Source organism: Variovorax sp. GW821-FHT10C12, from assembly GCF_059415405.1.
Genome location: NZ_JBWKNE010000001.1, coordinates 2784691 through 2800835, shown reverse-complemented (window position 1 = coordinate 2800835; position 16145 = coordinate 2784691). Strand labels below are relative to the sequence as shown.

At 67.4% G+C, this 16145-nt stretch carries 8 protein-coding genes; 4 read left to right on the top strand and 4 right to left on the bottom strand.

Annotated elements, in window-relative coordinates; genetic code table 11:
* Nucleotides 1–19 precede the first annotated feature (19 nt).
* The 3 genes from AC07OH_RS13040 (at nucleotide 20) to corA (ending at nucleotide 1972) form a co-directional block, all read left to right on the top strand.
* Nucleotides 20–253 carry a polysaccharide deacetylase gene (locus tag AC07OH_RS13040; protein ID WP_495300930.1) on the top strand — a complete coding sequence of 78 codons (234 nt, stop codon included), beginning with the start codon at nucleotides 20–22 and terminating at the stop codon, nucleotides 251–253.
* A 132-nt stretch (nucleotides 254–385) separates the two neighbouring features.
* The gene (locus AC07OH_RS13035) at nucleotides 386–955 is read left to right on the top strand and encodes a hypothetical protein (RefSeq protein ID WP_495300929.1); all 570 of its coding nucleotides are present in this window, start codon (nucleotides 386–388) and stop codon (nucleotides 953–955) included.
* A 33-nt stretch (nucleotides 956–988) separates the two neighbouring features.
* Nucleotides 989–1972, top strand: a complete 984-nt coding sequence (gene corA, locus AC07OH_RS13030) for a magnesium/cobalt transporter CorA (protein ID WP_495300928.1) — start codon at nucleotides 989–991, stop codon at nucleotides 1970–1972.
* Between the two features lie 43 nt (nucleotides 1973–2015).
* On the opposite strand, the gene AC07OH_RS13025 is transcribed toward corA, so the two are convergent.
* The 4 genes from AC07OH_RS13025 to AC07OH_RS13010 form a co-directional block, all read right to left on the bottom strand.
* Complete coding sequence (locus tag AC07OH_RS13025; RefSeq protein WP_495300927.1) at nucleotides 2016–2855, bottom strand: siderophore-interacting protein; 840 nt, start codon at nucleotides 2853–2855, stop codon at nucleotides 2016–2018.
* Between the two features lie 14 nt (nucleotides 2856–2869).
* Entirely contained in the window at nucleotides 2870–3457 is a 588-nt protein-coding gene (locus AC07OH_RS13020) for a PadR family transcriptional regulator (protein ID WP_062474958.1), read from the bottom strand.
* Nucleotides 3458–3593: 136 nt separating this feature from the next.
* Nucleotides 3594–5858 carry a sensor histidine kinase gene (locus tag AC07OH_RS13015; protein ID WP_495300926.1) on the bottom strand — a complete coding sequence of 755 codons (2265 nt, stop codon included), beginning with the start codon at nucleotides 5856–5858 and terminating at the stop codon, nucleotides 3594–3596.
* 63 nt (nucleotides 5859–5921) lie between these two features.
* Nucleotides 5922–6749 (bottom strand): response regulator transcription factor, encoded by an 828-nt coding sequence (locus tag AC07OH_RS13010; RefSeq protein ID WP_354344853.1) that lies wholly within the window; start codon nucleotides 6747–6749, stop codon nucleotides 5922–5924.
* Between the two features lie 621 nt (nucleotides 6750–7370).
* Between AC07OH_RS13010 and AC07OH_RS13005 the strand changes: the two genes are divergently transcribed.
* The gene (locus AC07OH_RS13005) at nucleotides 7371–16115 is read left to right on the top strand and encodes a tandem-95 repeat protein (protein WP_495300925.1); all 8745 of its coding nucleotides are present in this window, start codon (nucleotides 7371–7373) and stop codon (nucleotides 16113–16115) included.
* Nucleotides 16116–16145: the final 30 nt, after the last annotated feature.

Sequence of the window (16145 nt, the reverse complement as noted above, 5' to 3'; positions counted from 1 at the left end):
GCGCACGCGACCTTCATCGATGGAGACCCCAGTGAGCTACGAGGACATCCGGAAACGATTTCATGTGCCTGCCCGCAAGGGCGCCAGGGTGCTGGTGCACGGGCAGCCCGGCACCGTGACCACCGTGCGGGGGCTCACGCTGCGCGTGCGGCTGGACGGCATGCGCTGGTCGCGGCCCTACCTGCCGGACGAGCTGCAATGGCTGCCGGCCCCAGCACCCGAGCCGCAGGGGCCGGGCGGCCCCGAGCACTGACGCGGCCGGGCGGCCGGTACTGCCCTCCTAAAATCCCTCGGCGCAAACCCCGCGTGAAGAACAAAGGCGCCCATGGCCCCGTCGGATGAAATCAAAGGCCCTGCAGCGGACGCGCTCCCGGACACCGCCACCTTGCCCGCTGAACTCGCGGCGCTGTATCTGTGCATGTCGCCGGCCCAGCTGGCGGACCTGCGCAAGTCGAAACGGCCCGAAGGGCGCCCGGGCACGGGCAACAGCGGCCCGTCCGTCATCCGGCCCGTCGAAGGCACGGGCGGCGCCAAGGACCCGGCGCTCTACCAGCTCGGCACGCTGCGCGAATTTGCCAAGGCGAACGCCGCCCCTTCCGCCTTCGACACCGCGCTGAACACCGGCCTGCCGGGCTGGTTCGGCGCCAAGCTGCCTTTCTTCGCCGAGCGCGAACCCCGCATCAAGCGCGGCAAGCGCGTGCTCATCGGCGGCGCCTGGGACCGGGCCGATCCGCTGCGCGAGCAGCGCTTCGTCGCGCTGGCCAAGGGCCGCATCCGCTTCACGTCGCTGACGTGTGCCGAAGCCGCGGCGAGCCTGTGGGCCGACGTGGCCAGCCACCGCGCGTTCGCCGACAAGGGCCTGGCCCTGCTCGCGCGCGAGACGCAGGCCATCGAGGCCTCGCTGGCAGAAACAGCCGCCCTGGCCGCGACCGCATCGACCGATGCGCCCGCCTGAGTTCATTCCAAGTTCGAAGAGAGAAGCGTCCCGATGCTGATCAACTGCGTGGCCTATGAAAACGGCGCCAAGCTCGCCGACATTCCCGTCGAGGACATCAGCGAGTACATCTCCCGCGCCGGCTGCTTCGTCTGGGTGGCGCTGAGCGACGCGACGCCCGAAGAACTGGCCCAGATGCAGGACGAGTTCGACCTGCACTCGCTGGCCGTCGAAGACGCGCAGCACGGCCACCAGCGGCCCAAGGTGGAGGAGTACGGCGACTCGCTGTTCGTCGTGATGCACCTGGTCGAGCCTTCGACCGAAGCCGACGGCGAGCACAGCGTGAACGTGGGCGAGGTCAACGTGTTCGTCGGCCGCAACTACGTGCTGTCGGTGCGCAACCGCAGCCAGCAGGGCTTCCTGGGTGTGCGCGAGCGCTGCGAGCGCGAGCCCGACCTGCTGCGCAATGGCGCGGGCTTCGTGCTCTATGCGCTGATGGACGCGGTGGTCGACCGCTACTTTCCGGTGATCGACGCGCTCGAAGTGGAACTCGAATCCATCGAGCAGCAGATTTTTGCCCAGGGCGGTGCGGCGCGCGACAAGATCAAGCAGCTGTACGACCTGAAGCGCCGCAGCCTCATCCTCAAGCGCGCGGTGGCGCCGCTGGTGGAGGCGGCGGGCAAGCTGCACGGCGGGCGCGTGCCGCAGATCTGCGTGGGCACGCAGGAGTATTTCCGCGACGTGGGCGACCACCTGGTGCGCATCAATGGCTCGATCGACGCGGTGCGCGACACCATCGCCACGGCGGTGCAGGTGAACCTCTCGATGGTCACCATCGAGGAGAGCGAAGTGACCAAGCGGCTCGCCGCCTGGGCCAGCATCTTCGCGGTGTGCACTGCGTTTGCGGGCATCTGGGGGATGAACTTCGAGCACATGCCGGAGCTGAAATTCCGCTATGGCTATGCGATGGCGCTGGGGCTGATCGTCAGCACCTGCGGGTACCTGTACTACCGGTTCCGCCGCGTCGGCTGGCTCTAGCACGAAGCCCGGCCCCGGGCTTCGCGACTGAATCGCGCCTTCCTTATTCGTCGTGCGTGTCGTGCGTCGCCACCGCACCCCGACGCCAGTAACCCGACGCCCGAACCCACTTCGGGTTCGCGCCGCGCTCGCCCACGAGGTGCGTGCGCAGCGCTTTCGCGATCGCCGATTCACAGCCCACCCAGGCGTGGAAGTCGCCGGCTGGCAGCGTCATCGCTTTCAGCGTGTCGACCAGCACGGGGCTCAGTCCCGGCGCGGCGCCTTCGCGGTGCACCCAGCGCAGCGTGAGCTCGGCCTGCGTCTCGAAAGGAATCTCGTCGGCTGCGCTGTCGACTTCCGCCAGCACCACCACGCGCGCACCGGCCGGCAGTTCGGTCAGGCGGCGCGAGATGGCGGGCAGGGCGGTGTCGTCGCCGATCAGCAGGTGCCAGTCGAATTCGGTCGGCACGATGAACGAGCCGCGCGGGCCGCCCACGCCGACGATGTCGCCAGGCTTGGCCTGCTCGGCCCACTGCGTGGCGGGGCCGGCGTCGTGCAGCGCGAAGTCGATCTCGAGCGTGTTCGCCTGCGCATCGTGGCGGCGCGGCGTGTAGTCGCGCATGGCGGGGCGTCCGCCTTCGGGCCACACGGGGCCGTCGGGGCCGGCGGTCGGCAGCGTGAGCTGGCCGGTGGCGGCATCGGGAAAGAACAGCTTCGCGTGGTCGTCGAAGCCGGGGCTGGTGAAGCCTTCGAGCGCGTCGCCGGTCAGCGTGATGCGGATCAGGTGCGGCGTCACGCGCTGCACGGTCTTCACCGTGAGCTGGCGAAAACGCAGCTCGTGGCGCACGCGGCGAGGCGCGCGGTCGGGCGTGTTGGAAGAGGGAGTCGTAGTGAAGTCAGTCATTTGCAGAGATGGGTTCAGATGCGTTCGAGCTGTTGTGCGGCGCTGTCGAGCACCGCGGCGAATTCGTGGGCTTGTTGTTCGGTGAGGGGGGCGCCGCCGAGGCGCAGGCGCATCGCGAGCTTGAGGTTCTCGATGGCGCGGGTGACTTGCGGGGGGCGTCCGGCGCGCGGGCCGGCGCCGTCCACGCCGCCTGCCATGCGGGCCATCATGGCGTCGGCCGTCTCGCGGTTGGCGGCCAAAAACTCCTGGCCGCTCGGCGTGATGCTGTAGCGCTTGCGACCGCCGACGTCGGCGGTTTCCACGCTCAGGTAGCCCAGCTCTTCCAGCAGCGTGAGCGTGGGGTAGACCACGCCGGGGCTCGGTGCGTAGGTGCCGCCCAGGCGGTCTTCGATGGCCTTGATCAGTTCGTAGCCGTGCGAGGGCTTGTCGGCAATGAGCTGCAGCAGCACGAAGCGCAGCCCGCCGTGGCCGAACACCCGGCCCGCGCCGCCGCCGCGCCCGCCGCGCATCCCGCGGCCGCCGCCGGCCAGGCCGTCTTCGTGTTCGCCGCGCGGGGCGTGGCGGTGGTGATGGTGGTGCGGAGCGTGGTGAAGGTGGCGCATGGGGATGGCTTTCTTGAGTGGGTCGAGACTATTCTAGATATATCGAAATGGAAAGCGAAAGACCACCCATGGGGCGACCCTGCCGGTCGCATGGGTTCTGGCGCGACCTCGGCGGGCGAGAGTGGGCGAGAGCGGGCTACAGCGGACGCAAAGGCGCCGCGCGCGCCATCAGGCGGATCTGCTCGAAGTCCAGCCGGTCCAGTGCCTGGCGAAGCGTCAGCACCATCGACTGGCTGTGCGCCTCGGCGGCCAGCCGGTTCACCCATTCGTGCAGGTCGCTCCAGCGCCCGTCGCGGGCCAGCGCTTCGAGTTCGTCCTTCTGCGCCGGCGACAACGGCGTCAACACCGGAAGTGGCCGGCGTGCCCTGGGCTTTGGGCGCGGACCGGGCGTGGCGATGGGTTCCGGCAACGGCGGCGCAGGCGCATCCGACGAAGGCGCCGGCTCGGTCGACAGCGAGAAGACCACCCGCGTCCCCGTGCCCATGCCGCTGTGGATCGCGAGCCGCCCGCCCATCCGCTGCACGATGCGCTGCGCGATCACCAGCCCGAGGCCACCGCCCGCCATGCTGGGGGCGTTGTCGGCCAGCAGGCGGGTCATGCGATCGAGCGTGTCGGTGTCGATGCCCGTGCCGCTGTCGGTCACCTCGAAATGCAGCAGCCACGCGCCGTGGGACGGCTGCGCCTGCAAGCGCAGCCCGATGGCGCCGTTGCGCGTGAACCTGGCCGCGTTCGACAGCAGGTTCAGCACCACCTGCTGCAGCCGCTTGCCGTCCAGGTGGACCAGGGCCGGCAGCTCACCGTCGATCGTGAGTTCGAAGCTGTTGTGCTGGCGCTGCGCGAGCGCGTCGGCGTACTGCGCGACGTTGTCGACCAGCGTGCGCAGCTGCACCGGCTGCGCCTCGACGGCGAGCGGCGCCAGCTCGCCCTTGGCGTAGTCGACCAGGTCATCGATGAGCTCCAGCTGGTAGGCCGCGCTGCGTTCGATGGTGGCGAGCCGCGTGGGCGCGGGCATGTCGCCGGCGTCCTGCATCAGCCGCAGGTTGCCCAGGATGGTGGCCACCGGCGCGCGCAGGTCGTGGCTGATGTAGGCCAGCAGTTCTTTCTGTTCGCGCGTGCGCTGCTCGGCCTGGCCCAGCGCCTCGCTCAGCGCGCGGGTCTTGCGCACCACTTCTTCCTCGAGCCGCTGCTGCTCCTGCGCCTGCCACGCCAGCAGCGTCTGCTGCGCCGCGTTGCGCTGGCGCGTTTCCTGGAACGACCAGGCCGTGATCGCGAACGCGCCCACCAGCATGCCCGGGAACGCCAGCGCATAGTGATCGAAGTCGGACATCGAGCGCTCCGCGAACATCAGCGCCGACATGCGCATCAGCGCGCCCACGCAGATCACGAGCATCACCATCAGCGACAGCCGCCCGCCCGGCCCGGCGCGCCGCTGGTAGATGAAAGTGCAGACCGTCAGCGCGAGCACGATCAGCGGCGCGTTCACGATGCCGATGGCTGCGAAGGTCGCGTAGGGGCCGAACAAAGTGCCCAGCAGCACGACGATCTCGACACCGGCCAGCACGAACAGCAGCGGGCGCCCGGGCACGCGCACCGGGCTCTGGCGGCCGCGCTCGTGAAAGTACAGCAGCAGGCACAGCGCCGTCGCCGCCACCATCACGCTGTGGCCGCGGTAGCTCCAGTCGGTGCTGTTCGGCCACAGCGCGATGCGCGCATAGCCGCGGTAGGTGGCCTCGTAGAGCGCCAGCAGCGCAAAACTCCCCGCCTGGAACGCGAGCATCGGCGCGCGCGAAATCCACCACAGCGCGGCCGAATACACCGCGAAGGCCAGCAGCCCGCCGATCAGCAGGCCGCTGAGCAGCGCATGGTTGCGTTCGATGTGGTGCCATGCCTCGTCGGTATGCAGCTCCAGCACCAGCTTGATCTGGCCCGTGCTCATCACGCGCACCAGCACCTGCACCGACTCGCCCGGCTGCAGGTCGATCTGCAGCTGCGGAATGCGGTCGTGGCGGTGCGTGGCGTCCATCGGGTCGGACACGCCGGCCTGCGCGTGCGTCCATGCGGGTTGGCCATTGCGCGTGCGCAGTAGATGAAAGTCGACATGCCGCAGCCACGTCACATTGAGCCCGAGCCGCGCCGTGCGCACCTCCTGCGCATCGTTGACCAGCGACAGGCGCAGCCACACCGCCGAGGTCGAGAACCCGCGCATCAACTGGTCGGGCGTGGCGGGCACGAACCCGTTCGCGCCGCCGCTCGGCACGGCGAGCACCTCGCTGGCCGACAGGCGGGCCGTGGGGTCTTCCCACACCTCGACGGCTTGCGCGACAGGGAGCTTGCCTTGGGCGAGCGCGCTGAACTTGATCGCTTCTGCTGCTGCACTGGCCGCTCCGGTCCACAGCCACAAGGCGAGACCCAGCAACAGACAGCTTGCCCATCGGGGCAGGGGGCGCACCGGATGCATCGCGCGTCAGGTGCCGGAGCGTTCGACACCGGCCTGGCGGCAGGCCGAGGGCGTGCAGTCGAAGTACTCGCGAAACGCCGTCGCGAAATTCGCGGCGCTCGAGAACCCCACCGCCGCGGCGATCTCCTCGATGCGCATGGCCGATTCGAGCAGCAGGCGCTGCGCCTCGTGCAGCCGCGCCTCGCGCACGAACTCGAACACCGTGCGGTTCGCGAGCTCCTTGAACACGCGCGACAGGCGCTTTTCATGCGTGCCCACGCGCGCCGCCAGCTCGCGCAGCGGCAGCACGCGGCTCAGGTCGGCCAGGATGAGTCGCTCCGCCGCCTGCATGAGCGCGCGGTCCATGCCCGAGCCCGGCGCGCCGCCGTCGTTCGCGGCGGGGTCATCGGGCGGGGGCGCCGCCTGCGTGGCGGGGGCGGTGCGCGCCCTGCGGGATTCCGCCAGCGCCAGGTGAATCTCGACGCGGGCCATCACCTCGGCCGGGTCGAAGGGCTTCACGATGTAGTCGACTGCGCCGGCCCGCAGGCCCGTCAGGCGCTCTTCCAGGCTGGCCGACGAGGTCACGAAGATCACCGGAATGTCCGCCGTGGCCGGGTCGGCCTTCAGCAGGCGGCAGGCGGCGAATCCGTCGGTGCCGCCCAGGCGCACGTCCAGCAGCACCAGGTCCATCTGCAGCGTCGTCGCCCGCCGGTAGCCCTCCATCGCGTCGAAGGCGAGCGTGATGCGGTAGCCCGTGCCCCGCAGCGTTTCCAGCAAGAGCTTGAGTTCGTCAACGTTGTCGTCGACAACCAGCAGATGAGCTCTCCGGGGCTCCGGAGGTGACCAATAGGACATGGAAAGAGGGGGCGCCGGCACCGCGTGTGAACGCCCTGTGACCGAAACAATGTAACCAAGAAATTAATTTGGTAATCATTGTCACAAGAAATGCAAATTCATCCAATGACCGCTCTTGATTCCTGATCGATTCACCCGCCATTGATGCCAGAGGCCTTAAAAAAGGCGCCACAGCGAGGGGGTCTGTCAGAGGGGAAACGGGGTGTTGGACAGGGCCCGTTTGGTATTGCAGGAAATAGCCGGGCCGATTCCGTCCATCAAAAGAATTGGACGCTCCGGCAAAAGCCCGTAAGCCAAAAGACCGCCAGCGCTCGCTTTCCTAACTTGCGAATTGCTGATTTTCTTTCGCCAATCGTGTGAAGTATTCGACATTCACACACGTTTGTGAACAGTTGTACGCCACGGCAAACGCCACGGCCTCTCCGGCAAAAGTCCGGACACCCCCCCGAACCAAGAATCCGGCCCCATGCAAGCGCAAGCCTGCGTGACCCGCGCACCGGGTCGCGCCGGCGAGTCCTCGAGAGCCACCCGCGGCCTTCGAGATTTCCCAACGTGCGACCCGGGCTGTTCGCTGAAAGCGAGGGCTCGCCCGAGGTCCGGAGTCAAGGAGAAAGACCAATCATGGAAGCTGTTTACAAGTCTGGTGGCGCGTCATCCCGCAAAGCGACGGCGGAAGCCCCTCTGGTTCTGGATCGCCCGTCGATCGTCTCGCTGAAGATCGCGCCCGAGAGCGTGCTCAAGTTCGAGCGCCGCGGCGACGACCTTGTGCTCGTGCTGCGCGACGGCCAGGAAGTCGCCGTGCGCGGCTTCTTCGCCGAGTACCCCGACGCCGGCCGCAACGACCTCGTGCTCGAAGACGGCGCCGGCGTGCAGTGGTGGGGCCAGTACACCGCGCCCTGGAAGGACTTCCACTTCACCGAGATCGAATGGAACGACGCCGGCGGCGCCTTGCTGCCCGACGGCGTGCCGGGCTGGCTGCTGGGCGCGCTCGGCGTGCTGGGCGTCGGTGCCGCCGCGAGCGGTGGTGGTGGCGGCGGCGGTGGAGGCCCGGCCTTCATCCCGCCGTTGCTTCCCGCGCAGAACCGCGGCCCCGAAGGCAAGGCCGAGCCCGTCGTCACCGATCAGGACAAGCCCGTGCAGGGCCAGGTGCATGCCACCGACCCGGACCGCGACACGCTGACCTACACCGTCGCCAAGGGCCCCGAGCACGGCACCGTCACCGTCGATCCGTCTACCGGCCAGTTCGTCTACACGCCCAAGCCCGGCTACGAAGGGCCCGACAGCTTCGAGGTGACCGTCAGCGACGGCAAGGGCGGCACCACCACCGTCACGGTGCCCGTGACCGTCTCGCCAGTCAACGACGCGCCCACCGCGCCCGACTACACCGAGACGACGAACGAAGACACGCCCGTGAGCGGTCGGGTGACCGGCAGCGACATCGACAGCGGCGACACGCTGACGTACACCAAGGGCAGCGATCCGGCGCACGGCACGGTCACGGTCAACCCGGACGGCACGTACACGTACACGCCGAACCCGGACTTCCATGGGACGGACAGCTTCACTGTCACGGTGAGTGACGGCCATGGCGGGACGACGACGAGCACGGTGACGGTCACGGTCTCGCCCGTCAACGACGCGCCGAAGGCGCCCGACTACAACGAGACGACGAACGAAGACACGCCGATCAACGGAAGCGTGGTCGGCACCGACGTCGATGGCGATGCGCTGACGTACGTGAAGGGCAGCGACCCGGCAAACGGCACGGTCACGGTCAATCCCGATGGCACGTATGTCTACACGCCGAATCCGAACTTCAATGGCACCGATACCTTTACCGTGACGGTGAGCGATGGCCACGGCGGGACGACGACGAGCACGGTGACGGTCACTGTCGATCCGGTGAACGACGCACCGACGGTGCCCAACTACAACCAGACCACGGACGAAGACACTCCCGTCAGCGGCCAGGTCGTTGGCAGCGACGTCGATGGCGACACCCTTGCGTACACCAAGGGCAGCGATCCGGCACATGGCACCGTCACGGTCAATGCCGATGGCACGTACACCTACACCCCCGGCGCGAACTTCAATGGCACCGACAGCTTCACGGTCACCGTGAGCGACGGCCACGGCGGAACGACCACCAGTACGGTGAACGTGACCGTGAACCCGGTGAACGATGCACCGACGGCACCGAACTACACCGAGACCACGAACGAGGACACGCCGGTCGGCGGGAAGGTGATCGGCAGCGACGTCGATGGCGACGCACTGACCTACACGAAGGGCAGCGATCCGGCGCACGGCACGGTGACGGTCAATCCTGATGGCACCTACGTCTACACGCCGAACCCGAATTTCAACGGCACCGACACATTCACTGTGACAGTGAGAGACGGCAACGGTGGCACGGTCACCAGCACCATCACGGTCACCGTCGATCCGGTGAACGATGCACCGACGGCACCCAACTACAACCAGACCACGGACGAGGGCACGCCAGTCAGCGGGAAGGTGATCGGCAGCGACGTCGATGGCGACGCACTGACTTACACGAAGGGCAGCGATCCAGCGCACGGCACCGTCACAGTCAATCTCGATGGCACGTACACCTACACCCCGGGTGCGAACTTCAATGGCACCGACAGCTTCACCGTGACGGTGAGCGACGGTCACGGTGGAACGACCACCAGCACGGTGAACGTGACCATCAACCCGGTCAATGACGCACCGACGGCGCCCGACTACACCCAGACCACGAACGAAGACACGCCGGTCAGCGGAAAGGTGACGGGCGTTGACGTGGACGGCGATGCGTTGACCTACACGAAGGGCAGCAATCCTTCGAATGGCTCCGTGGTCGTCAACCCCGACGGCACCTACACATACACGCCGAACCCGAACTTCAACGGCACCGACACGTTCACCGTCACGGTGAGCGATGGCCATGGCGGCACGACGACGAGCACCATCACGGTCACCGTCGATCCGGTCAACGATGCCCCCACGGCGCCCAACTACAACCAGACCACGAACGAGGACACGCCCGTCAACGGCAAGGTCATCGGCAGCGACGTCGACGGTGACGCGTTGACCTACACCAAGGGCAGCAATCCTTCGAACGGCTCTGTCACGGTCAATCCCGATGGCACGTACGTCTACACGCCGAACCCGAACTTCAACGGCACCGACACGTTCACTGTCACGGTGAGCGATGGCCATGGCGGCACGACGACGAGCACGGTGACGGTCACGGTCGATCCGGTCAACGATGCACCGACGGCTCCCAACTACAACCAGACCACGGACGAAGACACACCCGTCAGCGGGAAAGTGGTCGGCAGCGACGTCGATGGCGACACGTTGACGTACACCAAGGGCAGCGATCCAGCGCACGGCACGGTCACGGTCAACGCTGATGGCACGTACACCTACACCCCGGGTGCGAACTTCAATGGCACCGACAGCTTCACCGTGACGGTGAGCGACGGGCACGGCGGCACGACGACGAGCACCGTGAACGTCACGATCGACCCGGTGAACGATGCACCCACGGCGCCCGACTACACCAAGACCACGAACGAAGACACGCCGGTCAGCGGCAGCGTGGTCGGTAGTGACGTCGATGGCGACGCACTGACCTACACCAAGGGCAGCGACCCATCGCACGGCACGGTTACCGTCAACGCCGACGGCACTTACACGTACACGCCCGGCGCCAACTTCAACGGCACCGACAGCTTCACAGTCACGGTGAGCGATGGCCACGGCGGCACGACCACCAGCACGGTGAACGTGACCATCAACCCGGTCAACGACGCGCCGACGGCGCCCAACTACAACCAGACCACGAACGAAGACACGCCGGTCAGCGGCCAGGTCGTTGGCAGCGACGTCGATGGCGACGCGCTGACCTATACCAAGGGCAGCGACCCGGCGCACGGTACCGTCACGGTCAACGCGGACGGCACCTACACCTACACCCCGGGTGCCAACTTCAACGGCACCGACAGCTTCACGGTGACGGTGAGCGATGGCTACGGCGGCACCACCACCAGCACCGTGAACGTGACCATCAATCCGGTCAATGACGCACCCACAGCGCCCAACTACAACCAGACCACGAACGAAGACACGCCCGTCAACGGCAAGGTGACGGGCGCTGACGTGGACGGCGATGCGCTGACCTACACGAAGGGTAGCAATCCTTCGAATGGCTCGGTGGTCGTCAACCCCGACGGCACCTACACGTACACGCCGAATCCGAACTTCAATGGCACCGACACGTTCACCGTCACGGTGAGTGACGGCCACGGCGGCACGACGACGAGCACGGTGACGGTGACGGTCGATCCGGTGAACGATGCGCCGACGGTGCCTGACTACACCAAGACCACGAACGAAGACACGCCCGTCAGCGGCCAGGTCGTCGGCAGCGACGTCGATGGTGACACGCTGACGTACACCAAGGGCAGCGACCCCGCGCACGGCACGGTCACGGTCAACGCGGATGGCACATACACCTACACCCCAGGTGCCAACTTCAACGGAACCGACAGCTTCACCGTGACGGTGAGCGACGGCCACGGCGGCACCACCACCAGCACGGTGAATGTGACCATCAATCCGGTCAACGATGCACCGACGGTGCCCAACTACACCGAGACGACGAACGAAGACACGCCTGTCAACGGGCAAGTGACCGGCAGCGACGTGGACGGCGACACGCTGACCTACGTGAAGGGTAGCGACCCCGCGAACGGCACGGTGACGGTCAACGCGGACGGCAGCTATACCTACACCCCGAATGCCAACTTCAACGGCACCGACACGTTCACCGTCACGGTGAGCGACGGCCACGGCGGCACGACGACCAGCACCGTCACCGTCACTGTCGATCCGGTGAACGATGCACCGACAGTCCCCAACTACACCGAGACCACGAACGAAGACGCGCCGGTCAGTGGGCAGGTCGTCGGCAGCGACGTCGACGGCGATACGTTGACCTACACGAAGGGCAGTGATCCCGCGCACGGCACGGTGACCGTCAACGCCGATGGCACCTACACCTACGTCCCCGGCGCGAACTTCAACGGCACCGACAGCTTCACGGTGACGGTCAGCGACGGCCATGGCGGCACCACCACCAGCACTGTCAACGTGACCGTCAACCCGGTCAACGATGCACCGACGGTGCCCAACTACGTCGAGACCACGAACGAAGACACCCCCGTCAGCGGGCAAGTGGTCGGCAGCGACGTCGATGGCGACACGCTCACGTACGTGAAGGGCAGCGATCCAGCGCACGGCACCGTCACGGTCAATCCCGACGGCACGTACACCTACGTCCCTGGCGCGAACTTCAACGGCACCGACAGCTTCACGGTGACGGTCAGCGACGGCCATGGCGGCACGACCACCAGCACCGTGAGCGTGACCATCAACCCGGTCAACGACGCACCGACGGCGCCCAACTACACCGAGACGACGAACGAAGACACGCCGGTCAGCGGCCAGGTCGTCGGCAGCGACGTCGATGGCGACACGCTGACGTACACCAAGGGCAGCGATCCAGCGCACGGCACCGTCACGGTCAATGCCGACGGCACCTACACCTACGTCCCCGGCGCCAACTTCAACGGCACCGACACGTTCACCGTCACAGTGAGCGACGGCCACGGCGGCACGACGACCAGCACCATCACGGTCACCGTCGATCCGGTGAACGACGCCCCCACGGTGCCCAACTACGCTCAGACCACGGACGAAGACACGCCCGTCAGCGGCCAAGTGATCGGCAGCGACGTGGACGGCGACGCGCTGACGTACGCGCTGGGCAATGGCCCTGCGCATGGCACCGTCACGGTCAACGCCAACGGCACCTACACCTACGTCCCCAGCGCGAACTTCAACGGCACTGACAGCTTCACCGTCACGGTGAGCGACGGCCACGGCGGCACGACGACCAGCACCGTGACGGTCACGATCGACCCGGTGAACGACGTGCCGACGGTGCCCAACTACAACGAGACGACCGATGAAGACACGCCCGTCAGCGGCCAGGTCATCGGCAGCGACGTCGACGGCGACACGCTGACCTACGTGAAGGGAAGCGACCCCGCGAACGGCGCGGTCACGGTCAACGCGGACGGCTCCTACACCTACACCCCGAACGCCAACTTCAACGGCACCGACAGCTTCACCGTCACGGTGAGCGACGGCCACGGCGGCACGACCACCAGCACGGTGACCGTGACCATCGACCCCGTCAACGACGCCCCCGTGTTCGTCGACGGCGGCGGCACGCCGGTCGACACGGCCACTGGCTACGTCTTCGGCTACGACGAGAACCGCCCCGCGGGCACCGTGCTCGGCACAGTCCAGGCCACCGACATCGACAGCGCGAACGTCACCTACAGCATCCTCTCGGGCAACGACAACGGCTATTTCGCCATCAACCCCGCCACGGGCGCGATCAGCCTCACGGCGGCAGGCGCAGCAGCCTTCGTCAACGACTACGAGGCAGGCGCCAACGCGCACGCGCTGGTGATCGGTGCGACCGATGGCACGGCCACGACCACCATCCCCGTCACGCTCAACGAGCAGAACATCAACGACGCACCGACGGTGCCCGACTACGCCAAGACCACGGACGAAGACACACCCGTCAGCGGCAGCGTGGTCGGCAGCGACGTCGACGGCGACACGCTGACCTACGCGAAGGGCAGCGACCCTGCGCACGGCACGGTCACCGTCAACGCCGACGGCACCTACACGTACACGCCCAGCGCCGACTTCAACGGCACCGACAGCTTCACCGTCACGGTCAGCGACGGCCACGGCGGCACGACGACCAGCACCGTCACCGTGACCATCAACCCCGTCAACGACGCCCCGGTGTTCGTCGACGGCGGCGGCACGCCGGTGGACTCGGCCACCGGCTACGTCTTCGGCTACGACGAGAACCGCACTGCGGGCACCGTGCTCGGCACAGTCCAGGCCACCGACATCGACAGCGCGACCGTCACCTACAGCATCCTCTCGGGCAACGACGCCGGCTACTTCGCCATCAACCCCGCCACGGGCGAGATCAGCCTCACGCCGGCAGGTGCTGCAGCCTTCGTCAACGACTACGAAGCGGGCGCCAACGCGCACTCGCTGGTGGTCGGTGCGAGCGACGGCACCATCACGACGAACATCCCCGTCACGCTCAACGAGCAGAACGTCAACGAGGCCCCAGAGGCTCCCGACTACGCAAAGACCACGGACGAAGACACGCCGGTCAGCGGCCAGGTCATCGGCAGCGACGTCGACGGCGACACGCTCACCTACACCAAGGGCAGCAACCCGTCGCACGGCACGGTGACAGTGAACCCCAACGGCACCTACACGTACACGCCCAGCGCCGACTTCAACGGCACCGACAGCTTCACCGTCACGGTGAGCGACGGCCACGGCGGCACGACCACCAGCACGGTGACCGTGACCGTCAACCCGGTGAACGACGCGCCGACGGCCACGGCGACCGACGCCGGCATCGTCTCCGAAGGCAGCCTGCCCGGCGGCATTGCGGCGGTGGGCGAGCCGCCGGTGCAATCGACCGGCAAGATCTCCATCGTGGACCCCGACAGCCTGGCGGGCGACCTGTCGGTGTCGCTCAGCGGCCCGGCCGGCGTCACCTCCGGCGGCCAGCCGGTGACGTGGACCTGGGACGCGGGCACGCACACGCTCACGGGCAGCGTCACTGTCGGCGGCCTCACCACCCAGGTGATGACCGTGGCCGTGGGCAACGTCACCGCCACGGGCACGGGGCAGTTCGAGGCGGGCTACACCGTCACGCTGAAGGCGCCGATCGACCACCCGGCGGGCAACGGCGAGGGCCTGTCGAACCTGCAATTCCAGGCGCATGTGACAGACGGCCAGACCGCTGCTGCGCCGGTCAGCTTCAATGTGCCCGTCAAGGACGACGTGCCGGTGCTCGTGAACGGCGAGCAGTCCGTCGACGTGGCACCGATCAACACGAACCTGATGGTGATCCTGGACCTTTCCGGGAGCATGAACGAGGAAACGCCGACGCGGCTCTCCCGTGCGAAGGCGGCCGTCCAGAACCTGATCGACGGCTACGACCTGTACGGCGAAGTCCGGGTGCAGCTTGTCACCTTCAGCACGACCGGGCAGGCGCAGCAGGCCTGGATGACGGCGGCCGAGGCCAAGGCGTTGGTGCAGACCCTGCAGCACGGGGGCAGCACCAACTACGACGCGGCCCTGGCTACGGCGATGAGCGGTTTCTCGGCCGGAGGCAAGCTGCAGGGGGCCCAGAACGTGTCTTACTTCCTCACGGACGGCGAGCCGACGCGGGGCGATGGCGACACAGGGCAGTTGTCGAACAGCAGCAGCAGCGGTTCGGCCGACTACGGTATCCAGGCGGCGGAAGAAGCGATCTGGAAGACCTTCCTCACCAACAACAAGATCAACTCGTTCGCACTGGGTCTCGGGTCCGACCTCTTGCCCGCGGCGCAGGGCATCATCGACCCCATCGCCTACAACGGCAACACCGGCACGAACACCAACGGCAAGATCGTCACCGACACGAGCCAGCTGAACGACATGCTGCAAGGCACGATCAGCGTGCCGCCCACCGTCAGCAACCTGCTGACCGGCGGCCTCGGCGGTTCGTCGGGCTTCGGTGCCGACGGCGGCCATGTGTCCACGCTGACCATCGACGGCACCACCTACGCCTTCAACAGCGTCACGGGCCTGATGACGAAGACTGGCCCGGCCACCGGCAGCGACTACAGCTACAACCAGGCGACGCACCAGGTCACCATTGCCACCGACAAGGGCGGCAAGCTGGTGGTGGACTTCGACACGGGCGAGTTCAGCTACCAGGTGGCACCGCGCACCACCACCTCGCACAACTACGACGAGACCCTCAGCTACCAGGTGGTCGACCGCGACGGCGATGCGAGCAACGTGGCCACGCAGACGCTGCACGTCAACTACACGCCTGCAGCGGGTGCGGCGGCGCTGTACACCTCGCCCGATTCGCTGGGCCTGGCCGGCGTCGACGAGGTGACGGTGTCGATCGAGCAGCAGCAATCGCACGATGCGCCGCATTTCCCCTTCGGCGACGGCACGGCGTGGGGCGGGCTGCAGCTGTCCGACATGCTGCAGGCCTACACCGCGGCCGAGTCGCTGCATGCCCTGCTGCAGGCCGCGTTCCCACCGGCCTTCGGGGGCACGCAGGCGTCTCCCACGGCGCTGCCCTTCGCGACGTCGCCCGATTCGCTCGCGGCCTACGCACCGCCCGTGGCGCCTTTGCTCGACGACGAGCTCCACATGGGCCTCGCGCTTCACCACTGACCGACCGGCGTGCCGGCGCCGCTTGCGGCG